The sequence below is a fragment of the Clostridium uliginosum genome (genome assembly GCF_900112485.1).
Classification (GTDB): Bacteria; Bacillota; Clostridia; order Clostridiales; family Clostridiaceae; genus Clostridium; species Clostridium uliginosum.
Window position 1 is genome coordinate 46,599 of record NZ_FOMG01000001.1, and the last position, 23,454, is coordinate 70,052.

General features: G+C 27.7%; 24 protein-coding genes. All 24 read left to right on the plus strand.

The window, feature by feature from the left end:
• Positions 1-3: 3 nt before the first annotated feature.
• Positions 4-2,202 (plus strand): hypothetical protein, encoded by a 2,199-nt coding sequence (locus tag BM027_RS00215; RefSeq protein ID WP_090087395.1) that lies wholly within the window; start codon positions 4-6, stop codon positions 2,200-2,202.
• A gap of 319 nt (positions 2,203-2,521) precedes the next feature.
• Positions 2,522-3,103 carry a hypothetical protein gene (locus BM027_RS00220; RefSeq protein ID WP_090087399.1) on the plus strand — a complete coding sequence of 194 codons (582 nt, stop codon included), beginning with the start codon at positions 2,522-2,524 and terminating at the stop codon, positions 3,101-3,103.
• Positions 3,104-3,286: 183 nt separating this feature from the next.
• Positions 3,287-3,838: a hypothetical protein gene (locus BM027_RS00225; protein ID WP_090087405.1), complete on the plus strand. Its 552-nt coding sequence runs from the start codon at positions 3,287-3,289 to the stop codon at positions 3,836-3,838.
• Between the two features lie 526 nt (positions 3,839-4,364).
• Positions 4,365-4,883, plus strand: a complete 519-nt coding sequence (locus BM027_RS00230; RefSeq protein ID WP_090087408.1) for a hypothetical protein — start codon at positions 4,365-4,367, stop codon at positions 4,881-4,883.
• 97 nt (positions 4,884-4,980) lie between these two features.
• Positions 4,981-5,358, plus strand: a complete 378-nt coding sequence (locus tag BM027_RS00235; RefSeq protein ID WP_090087411.1) for a hypothetical protein — start codon at positions 4,981-4,983, stop codon at positions 5,356-5,358.
• A gap of 272 nt (positions 5,359-5,630) precedes the next feature.
• On the plus strand, positions 5,631-6,575 hold the full coding sequence (locus BM027_RS00240) for a DUF4062 domain-containing protein (protein ID WP_090087415.1): 945 nt from the start codon (positions 5,631-5,633) through the stop codon (positions 6,573-6,575).
• Positions 6,576-6,700: 125 nt separating this feature from the next.
• Positions 6,701-6,868 (plus strand): hypothetical protein, encoded by a 168-nt coding sequence (locus BM027_RS18095; RefSeq protein WP_175559908.1) that lies wholly within the window; start codon positions 6,701-6,703, stop codon positions 6,866-6,868.
• A gap of 75 nt (positions 6,869-6,943) precedes the next feature.
• Entirely contained in the window at positions 6,944-7,231 is a 288-nt protein-coding gene (locus tag BM027_RS00245; protein ID WP_090087419.1) for a hypothetical protein, read from the plus strand.
• Complete coding sequence (locus BM027_RS00250; RefSeq protein WP_090087423.1) at positions 7,231-7,695, plus strand: hypothetical protein; 465 nt, start codon at positions 7,231-7,233, stop codon at positions 7,693-7,695. Before BM027_RS00245 ends, BM027_RS00250 begins: the two co-directional genes overlap by 1 nt.
• 374 nt (positions 7,696-8,069) lie before the next feature.
• Entirely contained in the window at positions 8,070-8,531 is a 462-nt protein-coding gene (locus BM027_RS00255; RefSeq protein WP_090087426.1) for a phage terminase small subunit P27 family, read from the plus strand.
• Positions 8,528-10,210, plus strand: coding sequence for a terminase TerL endonuclease subunit (locus BM027_RS00260; protein ID WP_090087430.1), 1,683 nt, complete (start codon positions 8,528-8,530; stop codon positions 10,208-10,210). Before BM027_RS00255 ends, BM027_RS00260 begins: the two co-directional genes overlap by 4 nt.
• Before the next feature lie 25 nt (positions 10,211-10,235).
• On the plus strand, positions 10,236-11,522 hold the full coding sequence (locus BM027_RS00265; RefSeq protein WP_090087435.1) for a phage portal protein: 1,287 nt from the start codon (positions 10,236-10,238) through the stop codon (positions 11,520-11,522).
• 166 nt (positions 11,523-11,688) lie between these two features.
• A complete protein-coding gene (locus BM027_RS00270; RefSeq protein ID WP_090087438.1) occupies positions 11,689-12,285 on the plus strand; it encodes an HK97 family phage prohead protease in 597 nt (198 codons plus the stop codon).
• Positions 12,286-12,320: 35 nt separating this feature from the next.
• Complete coding sequence (locus BM027_RS00275) at positions 12,321-13,532, plus strand: phage major capsid protein (protein ID WP_242943256.1); 1,212 nt, start codon at positions 12,321-12,323, stop codon at positions 13,530-13,532.
• A gap of 53 nt (positions 13,533-13,585) precedes the next feature.
• Positions 13,586-13,867, plus strand: a complete 282-nt coding sequence (locus BM027_RS00280; RefSeq protein WP_090087445.1) for a head-tail connector protein — start codon at positions 13,586-13,588, stop codon at positions 13,865-13,867.
• Between the two features lie 14 nt (positions 13,868-13,881).
• On the plus strand, positions 13,882-14,223 hold the full coding sequence (locus BM027_RS00285) for a phage head closure protein (RefSeq protein ID WP_090087449.1): 342 nt from the start codon (positions 13,882-13,884) through the stop codon (positions 14,221-14,223).
• On the plus strand, positions 14,223-14,630 hold the full coding sequence (locus BM027_RS00290) for a hypothetical protein (protein ID WP_090087453.1): 408 nt from the start codon (positions 14,223-14,225) through the stop codon (positions 14,628-14,630). Before BM027_RS00285 ends, BM027_RS00290 begins: the two co-directional genes overlap by 1 nt.
• 4 nt (positions 14,631-14,634) lie before the next feature.
• Positions 14,635-14,964, plus strand: a complete 330-nt coding sequence (locus tag BM027_RS00295) for a hypothetical protein (protein WP_090087456.1) — start codon at positions 14,635-14,637, stop codon at positions 14,962-14,964.
• A 71-nt stretch (positions 14,965-15,035) separates the two neighbouring features.
• Positions 15,036-15,635 (plus strand): major tail protein, encoded by a 600-nt coding sequence (locus BM027_RS00300; RefSeq protein WP_090087459.1) that lies wholly within the window; start codon positions 15,036-15,038, stop codon positions 15,633-15,635.
• Between the two features lie 106 nt (positions 15,636-15,741).
• A complete protein-coding gene (locus BM027_RS00305; RefSeq protein ID WP_090087462.1) occupies positions 15,742-16,071 on the plus strand; it encodes a hypothetical protein in 330 nt (109 codons plus the stop codon).
• A gap of 230 nt (positions 16,072-16,301) precedes the next feature.
• On the plus strand, positions 16,302-20,657 hold the full coding sequence (locus tag BM027_RS00310) for a phage tail tape measure protein (protein ID WP_090087466.1): 4,356 nt from the start codon (positions 16,302-16,304) through the stop codon (positions 20,655-20,657).
• Between the two features lie 4 nt (positions 20,658-20,661).
• Positions 20,662-21,372 (plus strand): distal tail protein Dit, encoded by a 711-nt coding sequence (locus tag BM027_RS00315; protein ID WP_090087469.1) that lies wholly within the window; start codon positions 20,662-20,664, stop codon positions 21,370-21,372.
• 66 nt (positions 21,373-21,438) lie between these two features.
• Positions 21,439-23,193, plus strand: coding sequence for a phage tail spike protein (locus BM027_RS00320; protein WP_175559909.1), 1,755 nt, complete (start codon positions 21,439-21,441; stop codon positions 23,191-23,193).
• On the plus strand, positions 23,190-23,426 hold the full coding sequence (locus tag BM027_RS00325) for a BhlA/UviB family holin-like peptide (RefSeq protein WP_278320172.1): 237 nt from the start codon (positions 23,190-23,192) through the stop codon (positions 23,424-23,426). Before BM027_RS00320 ends, BM027_RS00325 begins: the two co-directional genes overlap by 4 nt.
• Positions 23,427-23,454: the final 28 nt, after the last annotated feature.

Genomic DNA, 23,454 nt, shown 5'->3' on the forward strand with positions numbered 1-23,454 from the left:
TGGTTGAAAAAAATAATAACATTAATAGAAAATATAGAATATGGTAGAAAATATTTAGAACAAACAGATAAAAAAGGAAATAAGACAATAAATACAGATAATTATATTTTTAATAATTTAAGTCTTGAAAGAGTTACATATACATCTGAGGATATTGTAGATATAACAGATGAATTGACAGTGGTGTCAAATGAGATAACAGAAAGTTTTAAGAATACATTTATAAGTCGTGGTAGAGAGGCAACTACAGAACAAATATATTTTGCAAATGAAACTGCAAAAGTTGTTTTGGGAGAATCACAAGATAGTCATATTATTGTTGATCCTGCTCCTTGTGGATTTGGTAAAAGTACAATCAAATTAGAATTAATGAAATATTTTACTAAGTTATATGAAGAAGAAATTTTAACTACTGGTGTAATCATTGTTGGTGATAGATTAGAAGATTTAAAACAACTTCAAACAGATTTAGGAGAATACTCAAAACATACGTTCCTACTAGAAGGCTGGAATGAAGACGTTTGTAAAGATAAATCAATAAAAATTGCAGAGAATAAAATGTGTAGAAAATGTACATATACAAATTGTAAAGTTAAGATTCAAGGTTATGAGCAATCTAAATATCCAATTTTATTGATAACTAACTCTAGATTACAACAATTTGGTGAAATGATTGGTAGTCAATATAAGAAATGGGATGGTGGAGAAAGAAAAATATTACTTATAGATGAAAGACCTCAAATACTTGATAATGTGCTTGTTAGTAAAGAATTATTAAATAAAATAGATACTGCAATTTCAAATGTAGATTATGAAAATATGAGTGAAAAAACACAATTGTCTAACTACTGGAAAGAGATTATAAATCTTGTAGAAAGTAAAATGATACCATTACGAGAGAATTATAAAAGATTTATAATTTCTAATACTTGTAATATTGGAGTGTGCTTAGATAATGAATCATTTAAAAAATTATGGGATAAATACATGAAAAAAGATTTTTATAGAGAGTTAACTCATATTCATACAGTATTAACTCGTGGTGGCTTTTATGTATGTGAGAGCAATAAGGAATTTATAGCAACAATAGGTTGCAGGAATTTAAGAAATGATTATAAAGATTTTGAGAAAGTGGTTATTTTTGATGGTTCAGCATTGTATGATCCACAATATATTAGTATGTATGATTATAATGAAGAAACTGGAGTAGACAATAGCGATTTAAGATTCCTTTATATTTCAAATGGTAGAACATATGAAAATTTAAATATTACTGCAAACTTAGCTCATAAGATAAGCAAAACAGAATTTAAGAATAAGAGTAAATATTTGGTTAAAGCAACAGCAGAGTATATAAAAAATAAAGTTAATATAGGTTTTCATGCAAATAATTATGTCGTTACATATAAAGAGCAAGCAGGTCAATTAGGTCAATTGTTAGATAATTCAACTTTAAAGCATAGAATACCTAAGAACGTGGATGGAAAAGCATATTATTTTGGTAATACTAAGGGATCAAATGAAATGGAAAGTTGTACAAGAATGTTTCAAATCGGTTGGGATACTTTACCAGATTATCTAGTAGCCATAATGTGGCTTAGTTGTAAAGGTTCATGGGATAAATTATTAGAATTATGCTTAGACAAAGAGAAAGCTATATTATATTCAGAAATGTTACAAAAGATGGATAGACATGAAGATACTTTTAGACAAAAGACTTATTCAAGTGGTAATAAAAATTATTGTTTTGGATTAGTCGAAATAGATCAATTTCAATATTTAGATACAGTTAGTAAGTTTTATCAAGAAATTCATAGAACAAAACTAAGAGATTATAATTATAAAAATGATATTGATATTTATGTATTCCAAGCTTCTAAATATTTAATTTTCGAAATGATTAAAAACTTATTGCCTAAATGTAACTTTAAAACAAATAAGGATACATTGTCAGAATTTCAAAGAGCAAAGGATGAAAGTTTTACTAAGGCTGATGGAACTAAAACAGTAGCACAAAAGTTCTTAAATTGGAATACTAATAATTGGAACGGTGAAAAGGTAAATATATCAGAAATTAAAAATAAATGTGAAATGACTAATGAGGAATGGAAAAATGTTAAAAAAAATAAGAGTGTTAAAGAAATTCTTTCAGAATGTACTAGGATTAGAGAAGGTAAAGAATATTATTTAACTAGAATTTAAAAGTTAGGTAGGTATAGAATCATATATAATATATATATAGTTTTATACCTACCTAAGAAATTAAAATATCATATAAAGAATGGATAAGTTGATTTAAAATATAAAAAGATTTAAAAATTTATCAGTCGGATATTACTTGTTTTTATAAGGGTTTAGTTGAGCTTTAGCGAAACTTGCCTTATCAAAATAATTAATAGACGAAATTGAGTCCCTAAAGGGACGCCGTAAGGCAGGGAGAATACAGTATTAGAACTAAATTAGGTCATATATGGATTTTGAATAAAAAGTTATGCTACAATAATAAAAGGGAGATGATTAAGTGGCAGAATGGTTACAAAGTTGGTCAATAATAATTTTAACAGGAGTATATGTAATAGCAACAATTGCAATTTGTATTTTTAATTATAAGTCTGCAAAGGCTACTAGAGAGCAAATAGTAGAGTCACAAAGACAATTTGAAGAAAGTAATAGACCTTATGTTAATGTAATCTTTGAAATAATAAATGGTGGACTAGCATGTTTATCTATATCTAATAATGGAAATAAGATTGCTGAAAATGTAAAGATACATATAAATGATAAATTTTTAAATTTAATGAATGCAAGAGATAGAGAAGAAATATCCCAATTTACTTCCCGAAGTATCCGAATAGGAATTAATCAAAAATGGACATTATGTATTGGATCACATTTAGATTTGACAAAATTATCGAAAGAAAAAATAATAATAGATATTAATTATAATGATGGGGAAAGACAATTTAATGATACGAGTATAATAAGTCTAAATGGATATTTAGGAACATTAATATTTAAAAATTATCATAATGAAATGGATAAATCATTGAAAAAAATAGCTACTATACTTGATGAAAATAATAATTTAAAAGAAAATAAGTAAAATTACACAGTATAAATTAAGAACTTAGTACAAGTTTTACTAGGTTCTTTTTTGTTATATAAAAATAGTTTATTGAAATATATAAGAGAAGACTCAGCTTCACTACCGTTTCGCTTTCGCTCCTGTGATTGTGGAAGATAAAAATTCCAAATAAAATAATTAAAATTAAAGGAGAAGATAATTATGTTAAAAGAAAAGGAAATTGAAGCAATGAAAATATTAATTAAAAACAACAATGCAGCCAAGTTTGGATTGGACGAAGATTATGAGAATTTAGGTTCTTTAAATGTTGAAGATTATTTGGAGAGTTTATTGGAAGATGAAGAATCTGATGTAGATGCAAAGAAAATGATTTTCAAGTTTACAAATAAATATATACATAAAAATCTATATGCTGTAAAAGGTGTATTAAATGATGTTTTATACATTCTTATTGAAAATGAAGATGATGAAATAATTGACAGATTAAGAATTGGAGAATTTAAAGTTGAAGAAACTTGGGACGATTACAGTATTTTAACTATGCCAATGAGAATTGAAGATCATTTAAGACTTTATGCAATTCTGGATGAAGAATTAGAAGATAATGATAAATTAGAAATGTTTAATCAAGTAGGAAAATATTTAGGATTAGATAAATACATTTGTAGTGCAAAAGATAATGATTTATTTGAAAGCACAATAATGTTAATTTCAGATAAAGACGGAAATATTATTGAAAAGATTAATTATTAAAATGTAGATTGTTAGAAATCATGTAATTTAATTATTGCATGATTTTTTTAGAGTCTATATTAATTGGATTCTGTTCGTTTACGTCAATTTTTTTGACATTGTTAGAGAGTTTGCTTATTTCTGTGGGGTAGTACCACCTTCCTCGAGTAAATATTAGATTAATAAGCTAAGTAGAATCACGCTGAGCGAAGATATAAATTATCTCGGTTCTAATGGACTGGACTACAAAGTGCTGAGTATGCACAATAACTATACTCTATTTTATTTGTTAATATGAGTACACCACTTCATTTCTTCTTTCTTTTATTTATATATTTCTCCTTTTTTGTAATTTATAAATAAAGTGGTGTACTGGTATAAGCAAATAAAAACAAAATATATACTCATGAAAATAAAAAATTAGATGTAAGTAAATTTATTTAAAATCAACATTTTTAATTTCATAAATATTGTTAATTTTACATATTTAATAAAAAACATAAATAAATATACAATTATGGTATAATTATCAGAGGGGGGTATAGTGATGAAAAAATTAAGATTAACAAAAGTAATAGCCAGTTCATTAATAGTAGCTTCAGTATTGGCATTAAATCCAATAGGAGTTAATGCTGAATGGAGAAGTGATAGTAAAGGTTGGTGGTATGAAGAAGGTTCAAGTTGGGCTGTTGGGTGGAAACAAATTGGTGACAATTGGTACTATTTTGATTCACATGGCTATATGGCTAAAAATATAATTATTAATGGATATATTCTTGGAATAGATGGTGCATGGGTAGAGAATGACCCAAATGTTAATGCAACATTTCCAAAAAATAAAATCAATATAAAAGATTATAAAATAACAGTATTCTATGTAAAAGAAACCGGTGAAATATGTAAATGCGTTGATGGGGTTAAAACATATTCAGTATTGGACGCTTCAGCAAATCAAGAGGAATTAAAAAAAGTATATGGTATTATTGTTATGGGAAAAGATGTAGAAATTCAATATGGATATAAAAATTTTAAAGTGGTTAATGGTAAAGTAATTTATAAAAAATAATATTAAATATTATGAATTTAATACAGTATAGTAAAAGGGTATCTAATTTTATAGATAGCCTTTTTGTTATATAAAATATTAAGAGGAGGAATGCGTAATGAAAGAATTTGAACAAATATTTAACGGTGAGGTATTAGTAGGTTTAACTAAAAAAGAAGTATTAAAAAAATTAAAGGATATGCAAAAGCAGATAGAAGAAAAAATAGAAAGAAAAATTAAATTTAATTTGGTTTTGCAAACGGAATATGACGAGATATTGATAGGTTCAAGTTTGATTGACTTTAAGAATAATTGTATTAATTTAAAAACAAAAAATAGTGTTATATATGAAACAGATGAAGGAGAATTATTTTATAAAAAAGATGGTTTTGATGAAACACGTATTTGTGACATAGAGGAGATTGAAGAAATTACTTATCTGATAAATACAGGAGAATATAGAATTATAGATGGTAAAGCAGATTGGCACTTATAGAAATATAGGTGTCTTTTTATATTAAAAAATGAAGGAGATAGAGGATTATGGAAAATAGAAAGAAATTACAATGTACAATAAAGGGAAGAAAATTAGACATGTATTTCAGTTTAGGTTTTAAGTTGAAAAATGAGGAAGATTTTCTTGAGCAAATAGCAATAATTTAAGCAATTATTTGGTATAAAAGAAGGTTAATGAGTAATTATTTGTAATATTCTTGAAGGATTTTGTTAACTTCTGTATAATTATATATTGTATAGGAGAGTGATACAATGGCAAAAAAGAAATTGCAAATATTTATTTCATCAACATATATAGATTTAAAAGAAGAAAGACAAGCAGCAGTAGAAGCTATTTTAGGGTCTAGGCATATACCAGCAGGAATGGAATTATTTAAAGCAGGAAATACCTCACAATTAGAAACAATTAAAAAATGGATTAATGAATCTGATTTATATATGTTAATTTTAGGTGGCAGATATGGAAGTATAGAACCTATTTTAGGAAAAAGTTATACTCAAATTGAATATGAATATGCTTTAGAAAAAGGAATACCTGTATTTGCTGTTGTACTAGATGATTCATTTCTATATAGGAAAGCTGCTGACAAATCATATGAAGTATTCGAAAAAGACAATAAGGAAAAATATAACGAATTTAAAGAATTTGTTATGACTAAAATAATAAAAATTGTGGATGATTGTAAGGATATACAAATAGCAATAAAAGATTCAATAGTTGAGTTAGAGAATGATTATCCTTTATGTGGTTGGGTAAGAGCATCAGAAATTGAAGACTCTACTAAAATAATAAAGGAAAACAATAGATTATTAAAAGAAAATGAAAAGCTAAAGAATCAATTTGCAAAAATTAAAGAACAAGACAAATTGAGTAAATTTGGATATGAAGAAATTAAAAGAGTATTAAAGAAAAAAACTATTAAGATATCAGGAGAATATTTTGATGATAAAAAAGATTTTAATGCTACTTATTTAGAATTTTTCATATTGTATAAAAATGCTTTTGTTACAGGAATTACTAATAGAGTTGGGGTTAGTGACTTTCAAAGCCATATTTATCATAAAATATGTCCACTTTTAATTTCTTTTGGTTTATTAGAAATAAACAAGGTTACTGGAGCTGTATATAGAAGAATAGAAATGTCAAAAGCAGGTTTAGAATTTATGGCAAGATTAGAAATTGAGAATAATAAATAATATAGTTATTAAAACTCTAGAAATAGGGTTCTTTTTATTATGCAGAAATACTATAATAGTTTCATTAACAGGTATATAATAGTAATAAGATCAAAATTATACTTTTAAACGAAAGGGATGTTTATATGTTTGTTATTTATTGTATATTTGTTGTCCTTGCAATTTGTATATTTTGTGGAGTTTGTATCGGAATATATAATGTAAGAGTAAGTAATGCACAAATTGAAACCAGAGATTTACTTAAAAAACAAGTTAAGTTACAAGAAGAACAGATTAAAGATGTAAAAAGATAATAAGTAATTAATAGGGGTAGTATTCAATTATACTGCTCTTTTTTAATGCAAAAAAAAGAAATTGGAGGGATAAATATGAGTTGGGATGTAAAACATAGACCATCATTAAAATTTAGTAATAATGGAATGGATTTAAAACAAGGTGTATTAGAAATAGAGAATGAATGGCTAGAGGGTAATAGTTTTGAACCTAATTTTAAAGTAGTTACCCAAAATGATTATGCGCTTAGAAGATTGAAAGAAGGATGCAATGTTGAGTGTATAGAGACTGAATGGTATAAAATATCTAAAGGTCATAACTTTGTATTTAAGTTTGATGGACAATATTATAGTGTAGATTATTTAAACAGGGTATTGGCATAATGGGTAAGGTATCTTGTAGCGTATGTGGTAGGATACACGAACGTAATTATATATGCAATGCTAAGAAGCAAAGACAATTAGATAAGAGTAAGAGAGATAGAGAAAGATTAGATAGTAAGATATATAGTACAAGCAGATGGAGAAAGCTTAGAAACAATGTAATAGAAGATTACAACAATATAGATTTGTTTGCTTATTATATAGAAAGTAGAGTTGAAGTAGCACAAACTGTACATCACATTATAGAGGTTATGGAGAATATAGACCTAGCATATGATACCGATAACCTTATACCATTATCTAATTATACACATAGAAGAATTGTTCATAAGTTGTACAAAACTAAATGTAAGAATTATATTGTAATGATGTTAAATGATATGTTAGATGATTGGAACAAAGGTAATAAAGAGTTAGGAAGTTATAAGGAAAGATATAATAAGATAGTAAAAGAGTTTGAATGAATGTATAAGAGTTATGTTATATATTAGTTATAATTAAATAATAATAATTGTTGGTAGATAGTAGATGATTTATATTAATTTATTGTATGATTCACATATTAAAATTATAAAGAATGTAATTGCAGATAGTAATGTTTGTTACTGTCTTTTATTTTGCAATTAAATAGAACAAACGTTTGTACAGTGTTGCTAATAAATGGGAAATAGCTGGGAAATAATTATTATTTTATATCCCCCATAGGTTGTGAATGGGACTATGACTAGCCTAAGACATAACAGGTTCTCCCTTACTTAAATTAATTTCCCTAAATGACGATTTTTCAATAGCCAACCTTAAATAATAATTATTATCAAGTAGAAAGGATGTGATAAAAGTGGCTAGACCAGCAATGAGTGCTTCTGTTACAAGTAAGCATTTAACAGAAGAAGAAAGAAAAAATAAAATTGAAACAGAACAAAAATTGAAAGGTAATAGTAATAATATAAAGCCACCTAAGTACCTTTCAAAAGAACAAAAAAAGATATTTAAATACATAGTAAATGAGTTGGTTAACTCTGAACTATTAGGGAATTTAGATATTTATGTTTTGTCTACAACTGCTATTTGTATAGATAGATTACAAGAAATTGAAAAATTAATAAATGAAGACATTGAAAAATTAAATGATAGGAAATTAATGGGGAGTAGAAAAGACTATCAATCCGATTTATTTAGATGTATGAGTGAATTATCTATGACTCCTGCATCAAGAGCAAAACTTGGTAATTTAAATTTACAAGCACATCAAAATAAAGAAGATCCAGTTTTATTAGCATTAGGTGGTGATAATAAATGATGTTATTAGATAATGCTATCAAATATGCACATGATGTTGTAGAAGGTAGTGAAATAACTACAAAAGAAGTACTACAACAATGTAAAATATTCTTAAATGATTATAAAAATAGACAATACAATGAGGATTTTAAATATTATTTTGATGAAAATAAACTGCAAATAATAGAAAATTTATTAAAATTATTTAATTATGCAACTGGATTTGTTGCAGGAAAACCAGTTTTAGAAGGGATAGCACCTTTTCAATGTTTCTTTTTGGCTAATTTATTTGGTTGGAGATTTAAAGATAATGTTAATAAATTTAGATACAATGATATAACACTTTATATAGCTAGAAAAAACGCTAAAACTTGGCTAGTGAGTTTGGTTTTTATATTATTAATGTTAACTGAACAAAACTATTCAGAGTTTTATTCAATTTGTTTAACTAAGGAATTAGCTTCTGAAATAAGAAAAGCAATGGTTCAAACTTTAGAATCTAGTCCAAGCGTATTAAAGTATTTTAAAATAAGTAAAACTCTAACTGGTAGAATAGAATGTAGATTAACGCATAGTTATTTCCAACCTAGAGTTGCAGAAGCAGAAAAGAATAATTCCGTAAGACCTAGTGCGTTTATATCAGATGAACACGGCAATTTTAAAGAGAATAGTAACTTTAAGGCTATGCAAAGTGGACAAAAAAACGTAGTAAATCCATTAACTTTTAGGACTACAACAGCATATGCAATAGATAATTCTATAATGTTAAGTGATTTAGACTATATTAGAAAGGTTTTAGATGGAATTGTTAAAAATGAAAGACAATTCGCATTATTATATTATTCTACAAAAGAACATTTATGGGATGATATTGGAATGTATATGGCTTGTCCTTTAAGAATAGAAGAGAACTATGAAACAATAAGAGAAACTAGAGCAAAAGCACTTGTTAAAGAGGATGAAGTTGAAGAATACATAACTAAAGATATGAACTATTTCCTACCTGCTAACAGTGGAGAAACCTTTACAAATGAGGAAGAGATAAAAGGTTGTGAATTAGAAAAAGATATAGATTGGAATGGAAGAAGGGTTTACCTCGGAATTGATTTAGCCGAAAGTGATGATAACACTGCATTAGCGATGATTACATATGATGAAGAAAAAGAGGTTGTATATAGTAAAGTTTGGGCATTTATTCCTAAAGACAGAGTTGAAATGAAAACAAGAAAAGAAAGAGTTGACTATCAATCACATATCGACAATAATAATTGTTTTGCTTGTGGAGATGAAAAAGTTGATTATAAATACTTAGAAGATTTTATTTTTAAATTAGAAGAAACATATGGTGTAGAAATCGTACAACTTGGCTATGATGTTAGAAATGCAGGAAGGTCAATTCGAGAAATAGAAGAACATGGAATTGAGTGTGTAGAAGTAATACAATTTAGTAGGGTTTTACATGCACCTATAAAGTGGCTACACGAGAATTTATTATCTAAAAAGAATAAATATTATAGAAATAAATTATTAGATATCGAACTTGCAAATTGTAAAGCTAAAAGAGATGAAAATAAAGGATGGTACTTAAGTAAGAAAGCTAGTACAGGTAAAATAGATATGGTTTTTGCATTAGTAGATGCACTATATCTATTGCAACAGGAATTATTAGAAGGTGAAACATGGGTAAGTCAAAGATAAATAATATAGAAAGGATGGTGATAACATGGGATTTTTAATGGAAACTAGAGCAGAAGAAAAAAAGCCAACTACATTACAACAACTATTTAGTGGGGCTGATTTAAGCGAAGTTGATGTAAATAGAAGCAATATTCTAAGCATTAGTGCTGTATCCAGTGCAATAGAGTTAATATCTAGTACAATTTCTACTTTGGATTTTAAGCTATATAAAAAGATAAATAAGACTAAAATTGAAGAAATTGAAGAAGATAATAGATTATATTTGTTAAATACAGAACCTAATTTTTTATTTAATAGCACACAACTTAAAAAAGCTATGGTTCAAGATTTAATAATTGATGGAAATACATATGTAAACATTGAAAAATCTAAAAATGAATTTAAAAAACTTAATTACTTAGAGAGTAAAAATGTTAGTGTAATGTTAGACACTGAGGTTATACATAAAGATGCTAAACTAACTGTACAAGGAAAAGAGTTTGAGGTATATGATTTTATTATTGCAACTCTAAATACTTTAGATGGTGTACAAGGAAAAGGAATTTTAAAAAATAATAGAGATTTACTTGCATTAGCATTATTAGTTCAATCTTATTTAAATAAGAATTTTAAATCAGGTGGTGGACGTAAAGGCATATGGCAAAGTACAAAACATTTAGGAATTGAAGAATTTAAACAATTTAAACAAGATTCTAAGGATATACAAGAGACAGATGAACCAATTATTTTAAATAAAGAATTAAGTTATACACCACTTACAAATACAAATAGAGATATGCAAATATTAGAAATTAAAAGATTTTTAGCAGAAGAATTAAGAAATATATTTAATATTCCAGAAAAATTAGATAATGATGGATTTAAAAGTTTTATAAAAATAGTTCTAAATCCAATTATAAATTCTTTGGAAAGTGCAATAAATAAAGCATTATTACTTGAAGATGAAAAGAAACAAGGGTATTTCTTTAAATTAGATGTAAATGAACTAACTAGAGCAGACATAGATACTAGATTCTTAGCTTATAAAACTTCTTTAGATGCAGGAATAGAATCTGTTAATGAAATAAGAATGAAGGAAAATTTAGAGCCAGTAAACGGACTAGATATTCATAAAATGACTATTGGACAGGCACTCTATAATAGTAAAAATGGTAGTTGGTTTGTTCCAAATACTGGTGTCACTACTAAAGATGGCGAGGTGGTTAATAATGAAACTGATAAACAAACTAAAGTCGATAGTAACAGTGAAAACGATAGAAATATCGGAGAAGATAAAGCTGATTTACAAAAGGAAAAAGTACAAAATAATTAAATATTTTAAAGATAATAGTGAAGATTTATGGTTTCTAGGAGCAATAATATCTTCTTTTTTATTTATATTAATTAAATTTGGATTGATTTATACTTTGCTACTTATAACTTTTATATGTAGCTTAAAGTGTATTTTAATATACATTAGCAAGAATAGGAGGGATTAGATGGAAATACGTAGATTAAATGATAATACTATACATATTGCAGGATATGTTAATGCTGTTTGCAGAGATAGCAAAGAAATACGAGCATTTGGAAAGAGTTTTGTTGAGCAAGTTAGACCTAAAGTTTTTGAAAAAGCACTAAGAAAAAATAATGATGTTAAATTATTATATAATCACATTGAAAATCGTTGTCTTGGTGATACTAAAACTAATGTTGAACTATACGAAGATGCAATTGGACTTCATATAAATGCTGATATACAAGACGATGAAGTTAGAATGGATTCTGATAAAGGAAAATTAAAAGGTTTTAGCTTTGGATTTAATAAGTTAAAAGACAGTTGGGAAACAATAGCAGACGGGAAAGAAAGAAGATATTTAGAGGATATTAAATTAAATGAGATATCTTTATTATCAATGACACCTGCATATTCGGGAACGGTTGTCGAAACTAGAGCAGATGGTGAAGAATCTGAAATATTAGAATTAAGATTTATTGAAAATAAGCAAGAAGAAATTAAGGAAACTAGAAAAGAAAATAATGTTGATATGAGTTCTGTTTATGATACAGAACTATTTTTATGTAAAAATTTATAAATACAAAAAAATACAAATTTGAAAGGATGATAATAATGAAAGAATTACAAGAAAAGAGAAATGCATTAATAACTGAAATGGAGGGTTTAGTAAACAAAGCTAAACAAGAAACTAGAGCATTCGATGAAACTGAATTAGCTAGAGTTGATGAAATTAAGAAAGAAATAAAAGGAATTGATGTAACTATTAAGGCAGAGGAAGAAATGAGAAGCTTTGAAAAAGTAGAAGACAAGCAAGAAGAAAGAAAGGATAATGACAAAGTGGAAGAAAAAAGAAGTCAAAACGAAATCGACAACGAGGAATTAAGAGCAATATTTACTGGAGAAATAAAACCAATTAAACCAATTAAACAAGAAACTAGAGCAGATGCAATGAATACCCAAATTGATAATAAAGGTGGTATTGTTGTAAATAAGGAATTAACTGGCGAGATTATAAAACAATTAGTTGATAGAAGCGATGTAATGAAATTTTTCAATAATACTTCGATTGCTGGGAGTTGCAGAATACCTAAAAAGGCAGGAAGTGGAACTGCAACTTGGGAGGATGAACAATTAAAACCAAATCCAGATTCAAAATCTACAACTCCAACTTTAGATATTTTAGAATTAGGACAAAATAGATTATATAGAGAATCGGCTTTAACACAACAAATGTTAAATACACAAGAAATAGATTTAAAAGCTTTTGTATTAGACGATATAAGTGAAACCATGGATGATGCTATAGAAGATGCAATATTTAATGGAGATGGAGTTAAGAAGCCAACTGGACTTATTGCGGGAATCAAAGTCGCTAATAAAATATCTCTAGCAACTAGAGCAACAATAAGTTTTGATGATATTAAGAAATGTAAAGGTAAATTAAAGAGAGAAGCACAAAAGGGTGCATCTTGGTTTATGGCACAAGATACATTTACTGCTTTAGACTTAATTAAAGATGCAGAAGGTAGATATATTTTACAACCAGACATTACTGGTGCTAGTGGTTATACAATGTTAGGTTTACCTATTGTAATTACAGATGCTATCCCAACAATGGATGTAACTGGTGCTAAAACTGTAATAGTATTAGCAAACCCAAAAGCTTATCATACTAATATCCAAAAAACTTTAGCCCTTTATGTGTATGATGATTCTACTTACAAAAGAGCTGGATTAGTTGGTTATGGTTCTGACATTTATTTAGATGGTAAAGTAAAAGATGACCAAATGGTAGCTTGCATAGTAAATAAAGCAACTGCTTAATTTGAGAGGGTGTAAAAACCCTTTCTCAAATTAAGATGGAAAGGGTGAATTATATGAAAATAAATGAAGTAACAACAGAATTACTAATAAATTATTGCAACGCTTATGAAGAAGATAGCGGTTTATTAGAGATATTTAAGGATGCCAGTATAAATTATATTAAGAGCTACACAGGATTAACAATAGAAGAAATGAACAGTATGGATGATTTAACAATAGCTCTGTTAGTTCTGGTAAGTGGAATGTTTGACAATAGGAGTATTGAAGCTGATAAAAGTAATATTAATCTTATATTAGATAGTATTTTAGGATTACATTCTAAAAATTTGGTTTAAGGTGGTGTTTGAATTTGAAAATTATTGATAGTGGAGAATTTAAGCATCCTATACAAATTGAAAGATTAAGTAGTGGAGTTGATGAAGATAATATTCCCATCGAAGGATGGAATGATATAATACCAAATAAAATTTTTAGAGCAAAAATTAAAAATATGAATGGTTATGAAATAATTGTTGCACAAGGTGACACGTCTATAAATAAAAAAAGATTTTATATTAGATATAAAAAAGATTTAAATTTAACAACTAAAGATAGAATTGTTTATAATAAGCAATTTTATAATATAACTTATGTGAGTGATATAGAAGAAGCACACATGTATTATGAAATTGTAGTAGAGTTGGTAAATTAATGAGTGTAGAAATTAAAGGTATAAATAATCTAATTAATAGAATTGGAAAATTATCTAATATTGAGTCTGAAAAAGTGGTTATTGAAGTTGCTGAGGATATGGCAAAAGTAATAAAAGAAAAGGCTAGTACATTTAGTGAAAATTCGGAAGAGATAAAAGCTTTTAAGCCCAAGAAATTTGGAAAAAGTACCTATATAGACGTAGGCTTAAAAAGTTCTGAAAGTGATTGGGATAAAATAAAAGGTATGTATTTTAATAATTATGGTTATCATCCACGTGGTGGTGCTACTCTTGTTAACGAGCATATAATGTGGTTCGATGAAACTGTGCAAGGTAAAGAAAATCAAGTAAAGACTAGGTTGAAAGCTAAACTAAAAGAAGAAGTAAAAAAATGTTGGGAGGGATGATTGTGTGGAAATAGGAGATTTATTAAAACAATCTTTAAAAGATTTAACGCTACCTTCTTACTATTTAAAAAGACCTAATGATACGAAAGAATGTATAGTGTATACCTATATTGAAACTCCTAGCATGTATGGAGATAATAAAGAATTAGCAAGTAAATATACAATATTATTGAATGTGTATACTGTACAAAGTAAAATTGAAAAAACTAAAAAAAATGTAAAAGATGTAATACTTAATAGTGGATTTAAGAAGAAAATAATTTTACAACCAGTTCAAGAAAAAAATGAAATATACAACATTGCAATGCAATTTACAATTGCTTTAAAAAATTAGACTTTGAGCAATAGTCTTAAAACAGGCTTTATTTTAATACAAAAAAATCAAAATTTGAAAGGATGATAATAATGGCAGAAGAAACAGTTAAAGAATTTAGAAGCATGATAGGGGTTAAAAATATACATTTTGCACCTTATAAAGATGGAATTTGGAAAGAACCAATAAAAGTTAATGGATTACAAGAATTAAGTATTAAAAATACAGTTGCAGAAGGTAGTTTAATAGGTGATATGAGGAAATTAAAATCTAAATCTAAAAAAACAGGGTTAGAAGTTGATTTAACAGTTGCAGAGTGGACACCTTCCATACAAGCTATGCTAGAAGGTTGCTTTAACGAAAATGGAGAGTTAGAATCTAGTCCCGATGACGTAGACCAAGCAGTTGCATTACTTTGGAAAGAAGTATATGACAACGGTGATGAAGTTTATAATGTTGTTTATAATACTAAAATACACAGAGAAAATGCTTTTGAGGGTAAAGGAAATGATGACAAAATTGATTTTGCAGTTACTAAATTAGTAGGTAGTGGTTTAGCAGTAACTAATCCTAATACAGGAAAACCAACTTTTTCTTTAAAATTAGATACAGCAGATGAAAAAGTTGATAAAAATAAAGTTACTAACTTCTTTACAGCAATTCAATTTAGAGGACTAAAACCAACAGCTTAATAATTGATTTATAGAAGACATTACTTAATTGTAGTGTCTTCTATTAAGTTAATTATAAATATTAGCTTAACCAAAAATAAAACAAATATGAAAGGATTGATTATTAATGAGCAATTTGAAAAGAAAAATTGAAAATATAACAATTGATAAGAAAGATTACATAATGGCTTTCGACATGAATAGTTGCGAGGTATTTAAAGAACTAAGTGGACAAAGTATATTAAATAGTTTGCTTAAACTAAATGAACTTGAGGATATGACAGTATTATATTTTATTGCTAGTACATTAAGAGATAAAGAAACAGAGAAAATACTAGGTAATAAGCTATTTAATGGTGATTTTGATTTATTTAGTTTGGTAATTACATTGTTACCAACAGTTATTAATATAGTAACAAGTGGATTTCCACAGGCTGAGGAAAACGAAAAAAACTAAAAAGCAATAATAGGGAATTAGAAGATTTAGATATTGACTATCTCTATTATTGCTATACAAAAATATTAGGAAATTCTGAGAGTGAATTTTGGATTAGTACACCACGTAAAATTTTTAAATTATTGGATATATATGGAGAAATTAACAATCCAAAACATAGTAATAGTGGATATAACGAGAGTACAGAGAAGAAAACTTATAAAGTATTAGATTAGAAGGGAGGGTAATAGATGGCTGATAATGAGAAACTAATAGTCGAATTAGGTATTAAAAATAATAATGTTAATAAAGAAATTTCTAATATAAATAGAGAACTAAAAAACTTAGATAAAGAAGTTAAAAGCACCGATAAAACTACTAAACAATATGGACAAACTAATGATACTCTAAAAGTAAAATTAAGTAGTTTAGAAAAAATGTATAGTCTTAATGCGAAAAAGTTAGAAGATTATAAAAAGAAAATGCAATCTACAACCGATACTATTAAAAAGCAAGAAGAAAAGATCTCTAACATGAAATTGCAAGGACAAGATACGGTTAAAGCAGAGGAACAACTTGCACGAATGAAACAAACTTTATCTAATGTAGGGCATCAAGCGAAAATAACTGAAAATGATATGAAAGGTTTAGAAGGTGCTATAAAGGAAACTAACACAGCTTTAAAAGATACTAATGTAAGTACATATAAACAAAAGTTAGATAATTTAAGTAAAAGTTGTGCTAGTACAAGCGAAACACTTAAAAGTGCTGGTACTACTGCTAGTAACTTAGGGGGAAATATACTAAAAGCTACTGCACCATTGGTCGCTTTAGGAACTATTAGTACTAAAATGGCTAGTGATTTTGAAACAAGTTTTGCACAAGTTACAACTATTGCAGACGAAAATGTAGTAAGTAATGATAAGATGAAAAAATCTATAATGGATTTAAGCAACCAGACTGGTATTAGTAGTAATGAGATTGCAGGAAATGTTTATGATGCAATTTCTGCTGGTCAAAAAACAGGTGATGCAGTTAACTTTGTATCAAATTCTACAAAATTAGCCAAGGCTGGATTCGCTGAGGCTGGTCAATCACTCGATTTGTTAACTACTATTTTGAACTCTTATGGGATGGAAGCTTCAGAAGTTACTAACGTATCAGACAAACTTATAACCACTCAAAATGTTGGTAAAACTACAGTTGCCCAACTTTCAGAAAGTATGGGTAAAGTAATTCCGACTGCAAAGGCAGTAGGCGTTAATCTAGATAACGTTTCAACGTCTTATGCATTATTAACTGCAAAAGGTATCGCAACTTCAGAAGCTGGAACATATGTATCATCAATGTTGAATGAACTTGGTAAAAATGGTACTACTGCTAGTAAAACACTTAAACAAATGAGTGGAAGCACATTTCAAGAGTTAATTGCAAGTGGTAAGTCGCTCGGTGACATACTTGCAATTATGGATGAAGGTGCAAAGAAAAATGGCAAATCTCTATTAGATATGTTTGGAAGTGCTGAAGCTGGTAAAGCAGGTATGGTTATAGCAACTAATGCTGGTAAAGATTACAATGATATTTTAAAACAAATGGAACAATCTGCTGGAGCTACCCAAATAGCTTTTAATAAGATGGATGCAACTCCTGCTGAAAGAATGGCAAAGAGTATAAACAAATCTAAAAATGAAATGATAAGATTAGGTCAGAATATATTGCCTATGATGGATGAAGTATCTTCTGCTATAGGCAAGGTGGCAGATTGGTTCGGTAAACTAACAGCAGAGCAACAACAAACTATTATAAAAACTACTTTATTTACAGCAACATTTGGTGGAGCATTAAAGATATTAGGTGTTTTTACAAGTGGATTAGGTGGTCTAGTTGGTAATATAGGTAAAGTATCTAGTACCCTTTCTAAACTTAGTAAGGTTGGAAAAGTTGCAGAAGAAGTAGAGGGATTAGCTACTGCTACGGAAGTTGCTGGGGTAGGTTTTGCAGGATTATCTACTGCTATATTACCAATTGGAATTGCTTTAGCAACAGTTGGTGCAGGAGTATATGCTTACAATCAGTATCAAGACGGAATGTCTAAATCTTGTGTTACAAGTCGAGAAGAATTAGGTCTATTAAAAACAACATTAATAGAATTAAATGGAGTACATGTTCAATCTCAAGATGAGTTGGAAAAAAGTGGTCTAGCATATAAAAAGCTGGGCGATGATTTAGGAGAAGACTTTAAAAAGAAAGTTGAAGATTCTACAAAAACTATCAATGATTTTAACTACGAATTAGGATTAGTAAATGTTGATGAGGTATTGACTGCCGATGAAGCAGATGGACTTACCACTAGAGTTAATGGAATGGTTAATAGTGCATTAGAAGCGATTAAATCAAAAAGTTCTGAAACACAATCTGAATTATCTAAAATGTTTTTGGTTAAAGATAATCAGATCGACGAATCTGAACAGAAAGTTTTAGATTTTGTAAATACTACAGGGGATAAGGAAATCGAAGAAGTAAATAAGCTACAAGGCGAAATACAAGAAATATACAAAGGTGCAGTAGATAACAAACGTGGACTTAACGAACAAGAGATTACAGATGTTAAAGAAAAAGTTGCAAGAATACAACAAATAGAATTAGAAGCACAAACAAATAACCAAGCTGAACAATTATATGCTAAAAATCAATTTACTGAAAGAATTAAAAAAGCTGATGCAAATACATCGGTGGAATTATTAACTGAACGTAAAAAAGCAATAGACACAGAAACAACAGATTTACTTGCTAATTATCAAACTCAATTAGATATGTTACAACAACAAAAATTAAAAGCACAAGAGCAGGGTAATGCCGATGCAGAAGCAAATATACAAACACAAATTGACATTAAGACAAAGGAAAAAGATGAAATAGTAAAAAAAGAGCAGGAAAAATGGGACGAAGCAAAAAAAGTAATGGATGAGCAACAACCACAAATGATAGGTAAATATAACGAATTTACAGGAGCAATGTTATCTGAGACAGACATAAAGGCTAATCAAATTCTAAAAAAAATGAAAGAAAACTATGTAGGATTAAATGAGATTACAGATAGTGGATATTACACAATTAAAAATACTGCTACAAATGCGATGGAAGAAATTTATGTAAATGTAGATGAAAATACTGGGAAAATAACTGGTTGTTGGAATAAGACACGTGGCGAGTGTGGTGGTGCTACAGATACGATGGCAAAAGATGCAAATAAACTTGGTAGAGAATATATGTCTAGTACAAGCACAATACAAAAAGCATTACAGGATACTACAAATACTACTGTTAATTCTAAAGGACAGATTGTAAATTCAAATGGAGATATAGTTGGAAGTTTTGAAAAAGTAACAGATAGTGCTGGAAATACTTTAACTAAAGTAAAAGATATTAACGGTAATCCAATCGAAATAAAAGATAATAGTGGACAAGTTATAGAAGACATGAGTGGCGTAAGAAAAAAAATAGAAGAAATACCACCGAAAAAAGATATTACATTTAACTTTTTCCAAAATGGACTTAATGAAATAACTAATGCATTAGGCAAAATAGGTACAAAGTCTTCGAAAATTAGAGACTTTGTAGATAATCATGCTACTGGTACTAATAATTATAGTGGTGGATTAAGTACAGTTGATGAAAAAGGAATTGAATTAGCAAGTAATAACAGCGTTGCCATGTTGGGCAGTTATTATGGTAATAGCTTGGCATATATTCCAAAAGGGACAGGTATTAGAACCCATATGCAAAGTATTAGTGATATGAAAGCAGAAGTTAGTAGGCAAGTTAATAATACAGTTGGTGGAGCATTAATTAATACATTATCTAAATCTTTTAATGAGTTGACTAAAATACAGAAAGAAAATAATAAAAAGCAACAAAATGAAATACAAGAAAATAAGAAGAGAAATAAAGAAAATAAAGATTTTCAGAAGGGTATCCTTTATAATGGAAAGTTTATATCTAATGAAAATATAAAAGAAATGAAGGCTTTAAGTAAAGAAGTAAATGGGTTGACATTAGATGGAAAATATTTTGCAAATGAAGCATTAAAGTATATGAGAGCAAAAGCAGATACGAATGGTAATATATTACCAGAAACTGAAAATGAAAAACAAAAAAAAGAGAAAAGAAGATTAAATGATGGATTAACAATAGGAAGTACATTCTATGATAAAGAAGCTTTGGAAAAAATGAAAGTTTGTGCAGATGGGATATATGGAATATGGGTAGAAGGAAAATTTATTAACAATGAAAATGTTAAAGAAATGAGAAAACAACAAAGGAAACAACTTAAATCTGTTAAAGTGAATGGAGAATATTATAGTAAAAACTCCCCAAAATCAAAGTCCTTAGTTGAACATTCTAATAATTATAAGCAAGAAGTAGATTATAACAAAATTGGTAAGCAAGTAGCAAATGCTATGAAAGATATTATACAAGGTCTAGGAATAGAGATAGATGTAAAAAATTATTTAGATAGTAAAGAAATAAGTAATGTACTAACGGATACAGTAATAAATAAACTAGGAAAAATAGATAGAAATAGTAGAGTTAGTAAGGGTAGGTGATGTAATGGGTTATGATATTATTTTTAATATGCAAAGAGCGAGTGATTTAGATTTAGAGGTCGTAAAAAGACCTTTTATTCCTTTGCCTAAAAGACGATTTAAAACTAAAGATATAGAAGGACATGATGGTTCTTATTTTATTGACGAAGGAACTTACGAAGACATGACAATATCTATAGAATTTAATTTTATAGAAGATGATTTAGATAATATAAGACAACGTGTTAGAAATATTATGTTTTGGTTAGAAAATATAATAGATAATAAATTAAAATTAGATGATAATTGGGACTATTATTATAAAGTAAAAAAAGTAGAAGTTGATAATTTTGGATATGGGGAATTATATGAAATACAAAATTTTACTGCTACTTTTACAGTAGAACCATATCAATATTTAAGTTATTCTAAGAAAGAAAAACCTTTATATAAGAATATGCATAATGCTTTTTATATGTCTAAACCTATTTATCGTATCGTCGGAATTGGGAATTGTAACTTTACTGTTAATGGAACGACAATTAATTGCAATGTAGATAAAGAATTAATTATAGATACGGAAAACGATAAAATATTAGAAGCTGATAAAACTTTAGCAATTGGTAAAACTAACATAAAAGCTATGCAAGATTTATATTTAAGGCATGGAATTAATAATATTTCCTTATCTGACGGTTTTAAAGCTTTTTATACTCCAAATTATAGAGTTATTTAGACTAGTAGAAATACTAGTCTTTTATTATGTTCAAATTTAAATTTTTAACAGAGAGGAAGTGATAAATTGAAATTATATCTTAATTTAATACAATTATATACTAGTAATAAGCAAGATTTAACTAAGAATGGAATTATATTAAATCCTATAAATGGGAAAATACACGTTGTTTTAAATAGTGAGAATGAGCTAGAAATAGAAGTAATTTTAGATAAAGATGGATTATATAAACATATAAATAGAGGTTGTCTTATAGCAACACAAACTCCCGAATTTAATAGAGAGCAACAAGCATATAGAATTTATAATACTGTAAAAAATATGAGTTCTAATACAATGACAGTTTATGCTCGACATATCCAATTCGATTTAAATAAGAAAGTTATATTTAATAAAAATGTGCAAGGTAAGGGACAGGAAGTAATAGAGAAATTGCTAGAAGACACTAATTTCAAAGGCACTAGTGAAAGCAATATAACAGATATTAGACAATATAAAATGAGAAATATAACTAATATTTTGAATGGTTCTGAGGAAGATTCTTTCTTGAAAATATGGGGTGGCGAAATTGAGTGTAATAATTATAAATTAAATATTCCATTAAAGCGTGGTAAAGACCGAGGGGTACGAATAAGTTTTGGCTACAATTTAGAAGACATAGAAGAAGATATTAATTCCGATGAACTTGTTACAAGGATATTTCCTTATAGTGGAGATTTAGTTCTAAGTGAAAATACACCTTATGTAGATAGTCCTTTAATTGCAAAATATCAAGATATATATGAACAACCTGTTGAAATGTCTGATATTAAAGTAAAAGAAAAGACAAAAAATAGTGATGGTAATGATACAACTAGCAAGGATGCAGAAGGCTTTGAAACTAGAGCAGAAGCAGAAGCTGAAATGATAAAAAGGTGTAAAAAACTATATGACGAAGGTGCTGACAAAATAAAAGCAAACTATAAAGTAAAAATGCAAGACTTATCTAAAACAATTGAGTATAAACAACTTGGATATGATGTGCTAGAAAAAATATGTTTAGGAGATACAGTACATTGTTATAACAAAAATATTGATATTGAAGTAAGTGCAAGATGTATTTCTTATGAGTGGGATATTGTTAATGAGGAATTTATTGAAATAGAATTAGGACAATTTATATCAAATTTTATAGATAATAATTTAAATGATTTAGATAATCTTTATAGAAAAATAGTATTGACTGAACAATTTATAACGCTTAGGGTTGATAGCTTAGATAATACTTTGCATAGTGAAATAAAGTTGACAGAAGATGCAATTAGAGCAGAAGCAGAGGATACAAAAAAAGGATTGATAAGCAAAATAGAATTAACAGCAAAAGGACTAACAGAAGATTACACAAACAAAACTGATGATTTACATACAGAAATAACAAAGACCGCAAAAGGACTTGAAAGCAAAGTAAGTAAAGGTGAAGATTTTGGAACAGAATTAGAGCAAAATGCTAAAAGCGTATTAATCGCTATTAAAGATGAAACGGATATGAACGTTATTTTCGACCATAACGGACAAACAATTAAAAATGGTGCATTAATAGTTAAAGATTCTAAAAATAAAACAATAATGAGGTTTAATCAAAACGGTTCGGCTGGGGTTAAGGATTTGTATATAGAGGATGTGGAAAAGGGTAGCCAATTTTATACAACACTTCTAAACATGCCACACTTAGACTGCCAACATCTATGTCCTGAAAAATTAGTAATAGAACATAAAAATTTTTATATCGATGACGGCTATGACTTAAAACAATATATTAAAAAAATAATTTCTGAATCATGATTATATTTATAAAAACAGATGTCGATTATATAGAACAAGAATTATTAAAAATGTCGCTTTCCTATGGGATATTTGCAATGCTATTTGTATATTTATTTTTCTATATGCTGAAAGATAGTAAGGCTAGAGAAGTTAAATATCAGAAAATAATAGATAAGCTGACTAATAAGTTTGCAATTGTTGAAAAAATTAAGAATGATGTTGATTATATAAGAGAGAAGATTTCAAAATAAAAGTATTAAAATTTTTACAAAATATTTA

Bases quoted from the DNA above. Each gene is read 5' to 3' on its own strand.
- BM027_RS00225 (WP_090087405.1), top strand. From the start codon at position 3,287: ATGTTAAAAGAAAAGGAAATTGAAGCAATGAAAATATTAATTAAAAAC.
- BM027_RS00230 (WP_090087408.1), top strand. From the start codon at position 4,365: ATGAAAAAATTAAGATTAACAAAAGTAATAGCCAGTTCATTAATAGTA.
- BM027_RS00235 (WP_090087411.1), top strand. From the start codon at position 4,981: ATGAAAGAATTTGAACAAATATTTAACGGTGAGGTATTAGTAGGTTTA.
- BM027_RS00240 (WP_090087415.1), top strand. From the start codon at position 5,631: ATGGCAAAAAAGAAATTGCAAATATTTATTTCATCAACATATATAGAT.
- BM027_RS18095 (WP_175559908.1), top strand. From the start codon at position 6,701: ATGTTTGTTATTTATTGTATATTTGTTGTCCTTGCAATTTGTATATTT.
- BM027_RS00245 (WP_090087419.1), top strand. From the start codon at position 6,944: ATGAGTTGGGATGTAAAACATAGACCATCATTAAAATTTAGTAATAAT.
- BM027_RS00250 (WP_090087423.1), top strand. From the start codon at position 7,231: ATGGGTAAGGTATCTTGTAGCGTATGTGGTAGGATACACGAACGTAAT.
- BM027_RS00260 (WP_090087430.1), top strand. From the start codon at position 8,528: ATGATGTTATTAGATAATGCTATCAAATATGCACATGATGTTGTAGAA.
- BM027_RS00265 (WP_090087435.1), top strand. From the start codon at position 10,236: ATGGGATTTTTAATGGAAACTAGAGCAGAAGAAAAAAAGCCAACTACA.
- BM027_RS00270 (WP_090087438.1), top strand. From the start codon at position 11,689: ATGGAAATACGTAGATTAAATGATAATACTATACATATTGCAGGATAT.
- BM027_RS00275 (WP_242943256.1), top strand. From the start codon at position 12,321: ATGAAAGAATTACAAGAAAAGAGAAATGCATTAATAACTGAAATGGAG.
- BM027_RS00280 (WP_090087445.1), top strand. From the start codon at position 13,586: ATGAAAATAAATGAAGTAACAACAGAATTACTAATAAATTATTGCAAC.
- BM027_RS00290 (WP_090087453.1), top strand. From the start codon at position 14,223: ATGAGTGTAGAAATTAAAGGTATAAATAATCTAATTAATAGAATTGGA.
- BM027_RS00300 (WP_090087459.1), top strand. From the start codon at position 15,036: ATGGCAGAAGAAACAGTTAAAGAATTTAGAAGCATGATAGGGGTTAAA.
- BM027_RS00305 (WP_090087462.1), top strand. From the start codon at position 15,742: ATGAGCAATTTGAAAAGAAAAATTGAAAATATAACAATTGATAAGAAA.
- BM027_RS00310 (WP_090087466.1), top strand. From the start codon at position 16,302: ATGGCTGATAATGAGAAACTAATAGTCGAATTAGGTATTAAAAATAAT.
- BM027_RS00315 (WP_090087469.1), top strand. From the start codon at position 20,662: ATGGGTTATGATATTATTTTTAATATGCAAAGAGCGAGTGATTTAGAT.
- BM027_RS00325 (WP_278320172.1), top strand. From the start codon at position 23,190: ATGATTATATTTATAAAAACAGATGTCGATTATATAGAACAAGAATTA.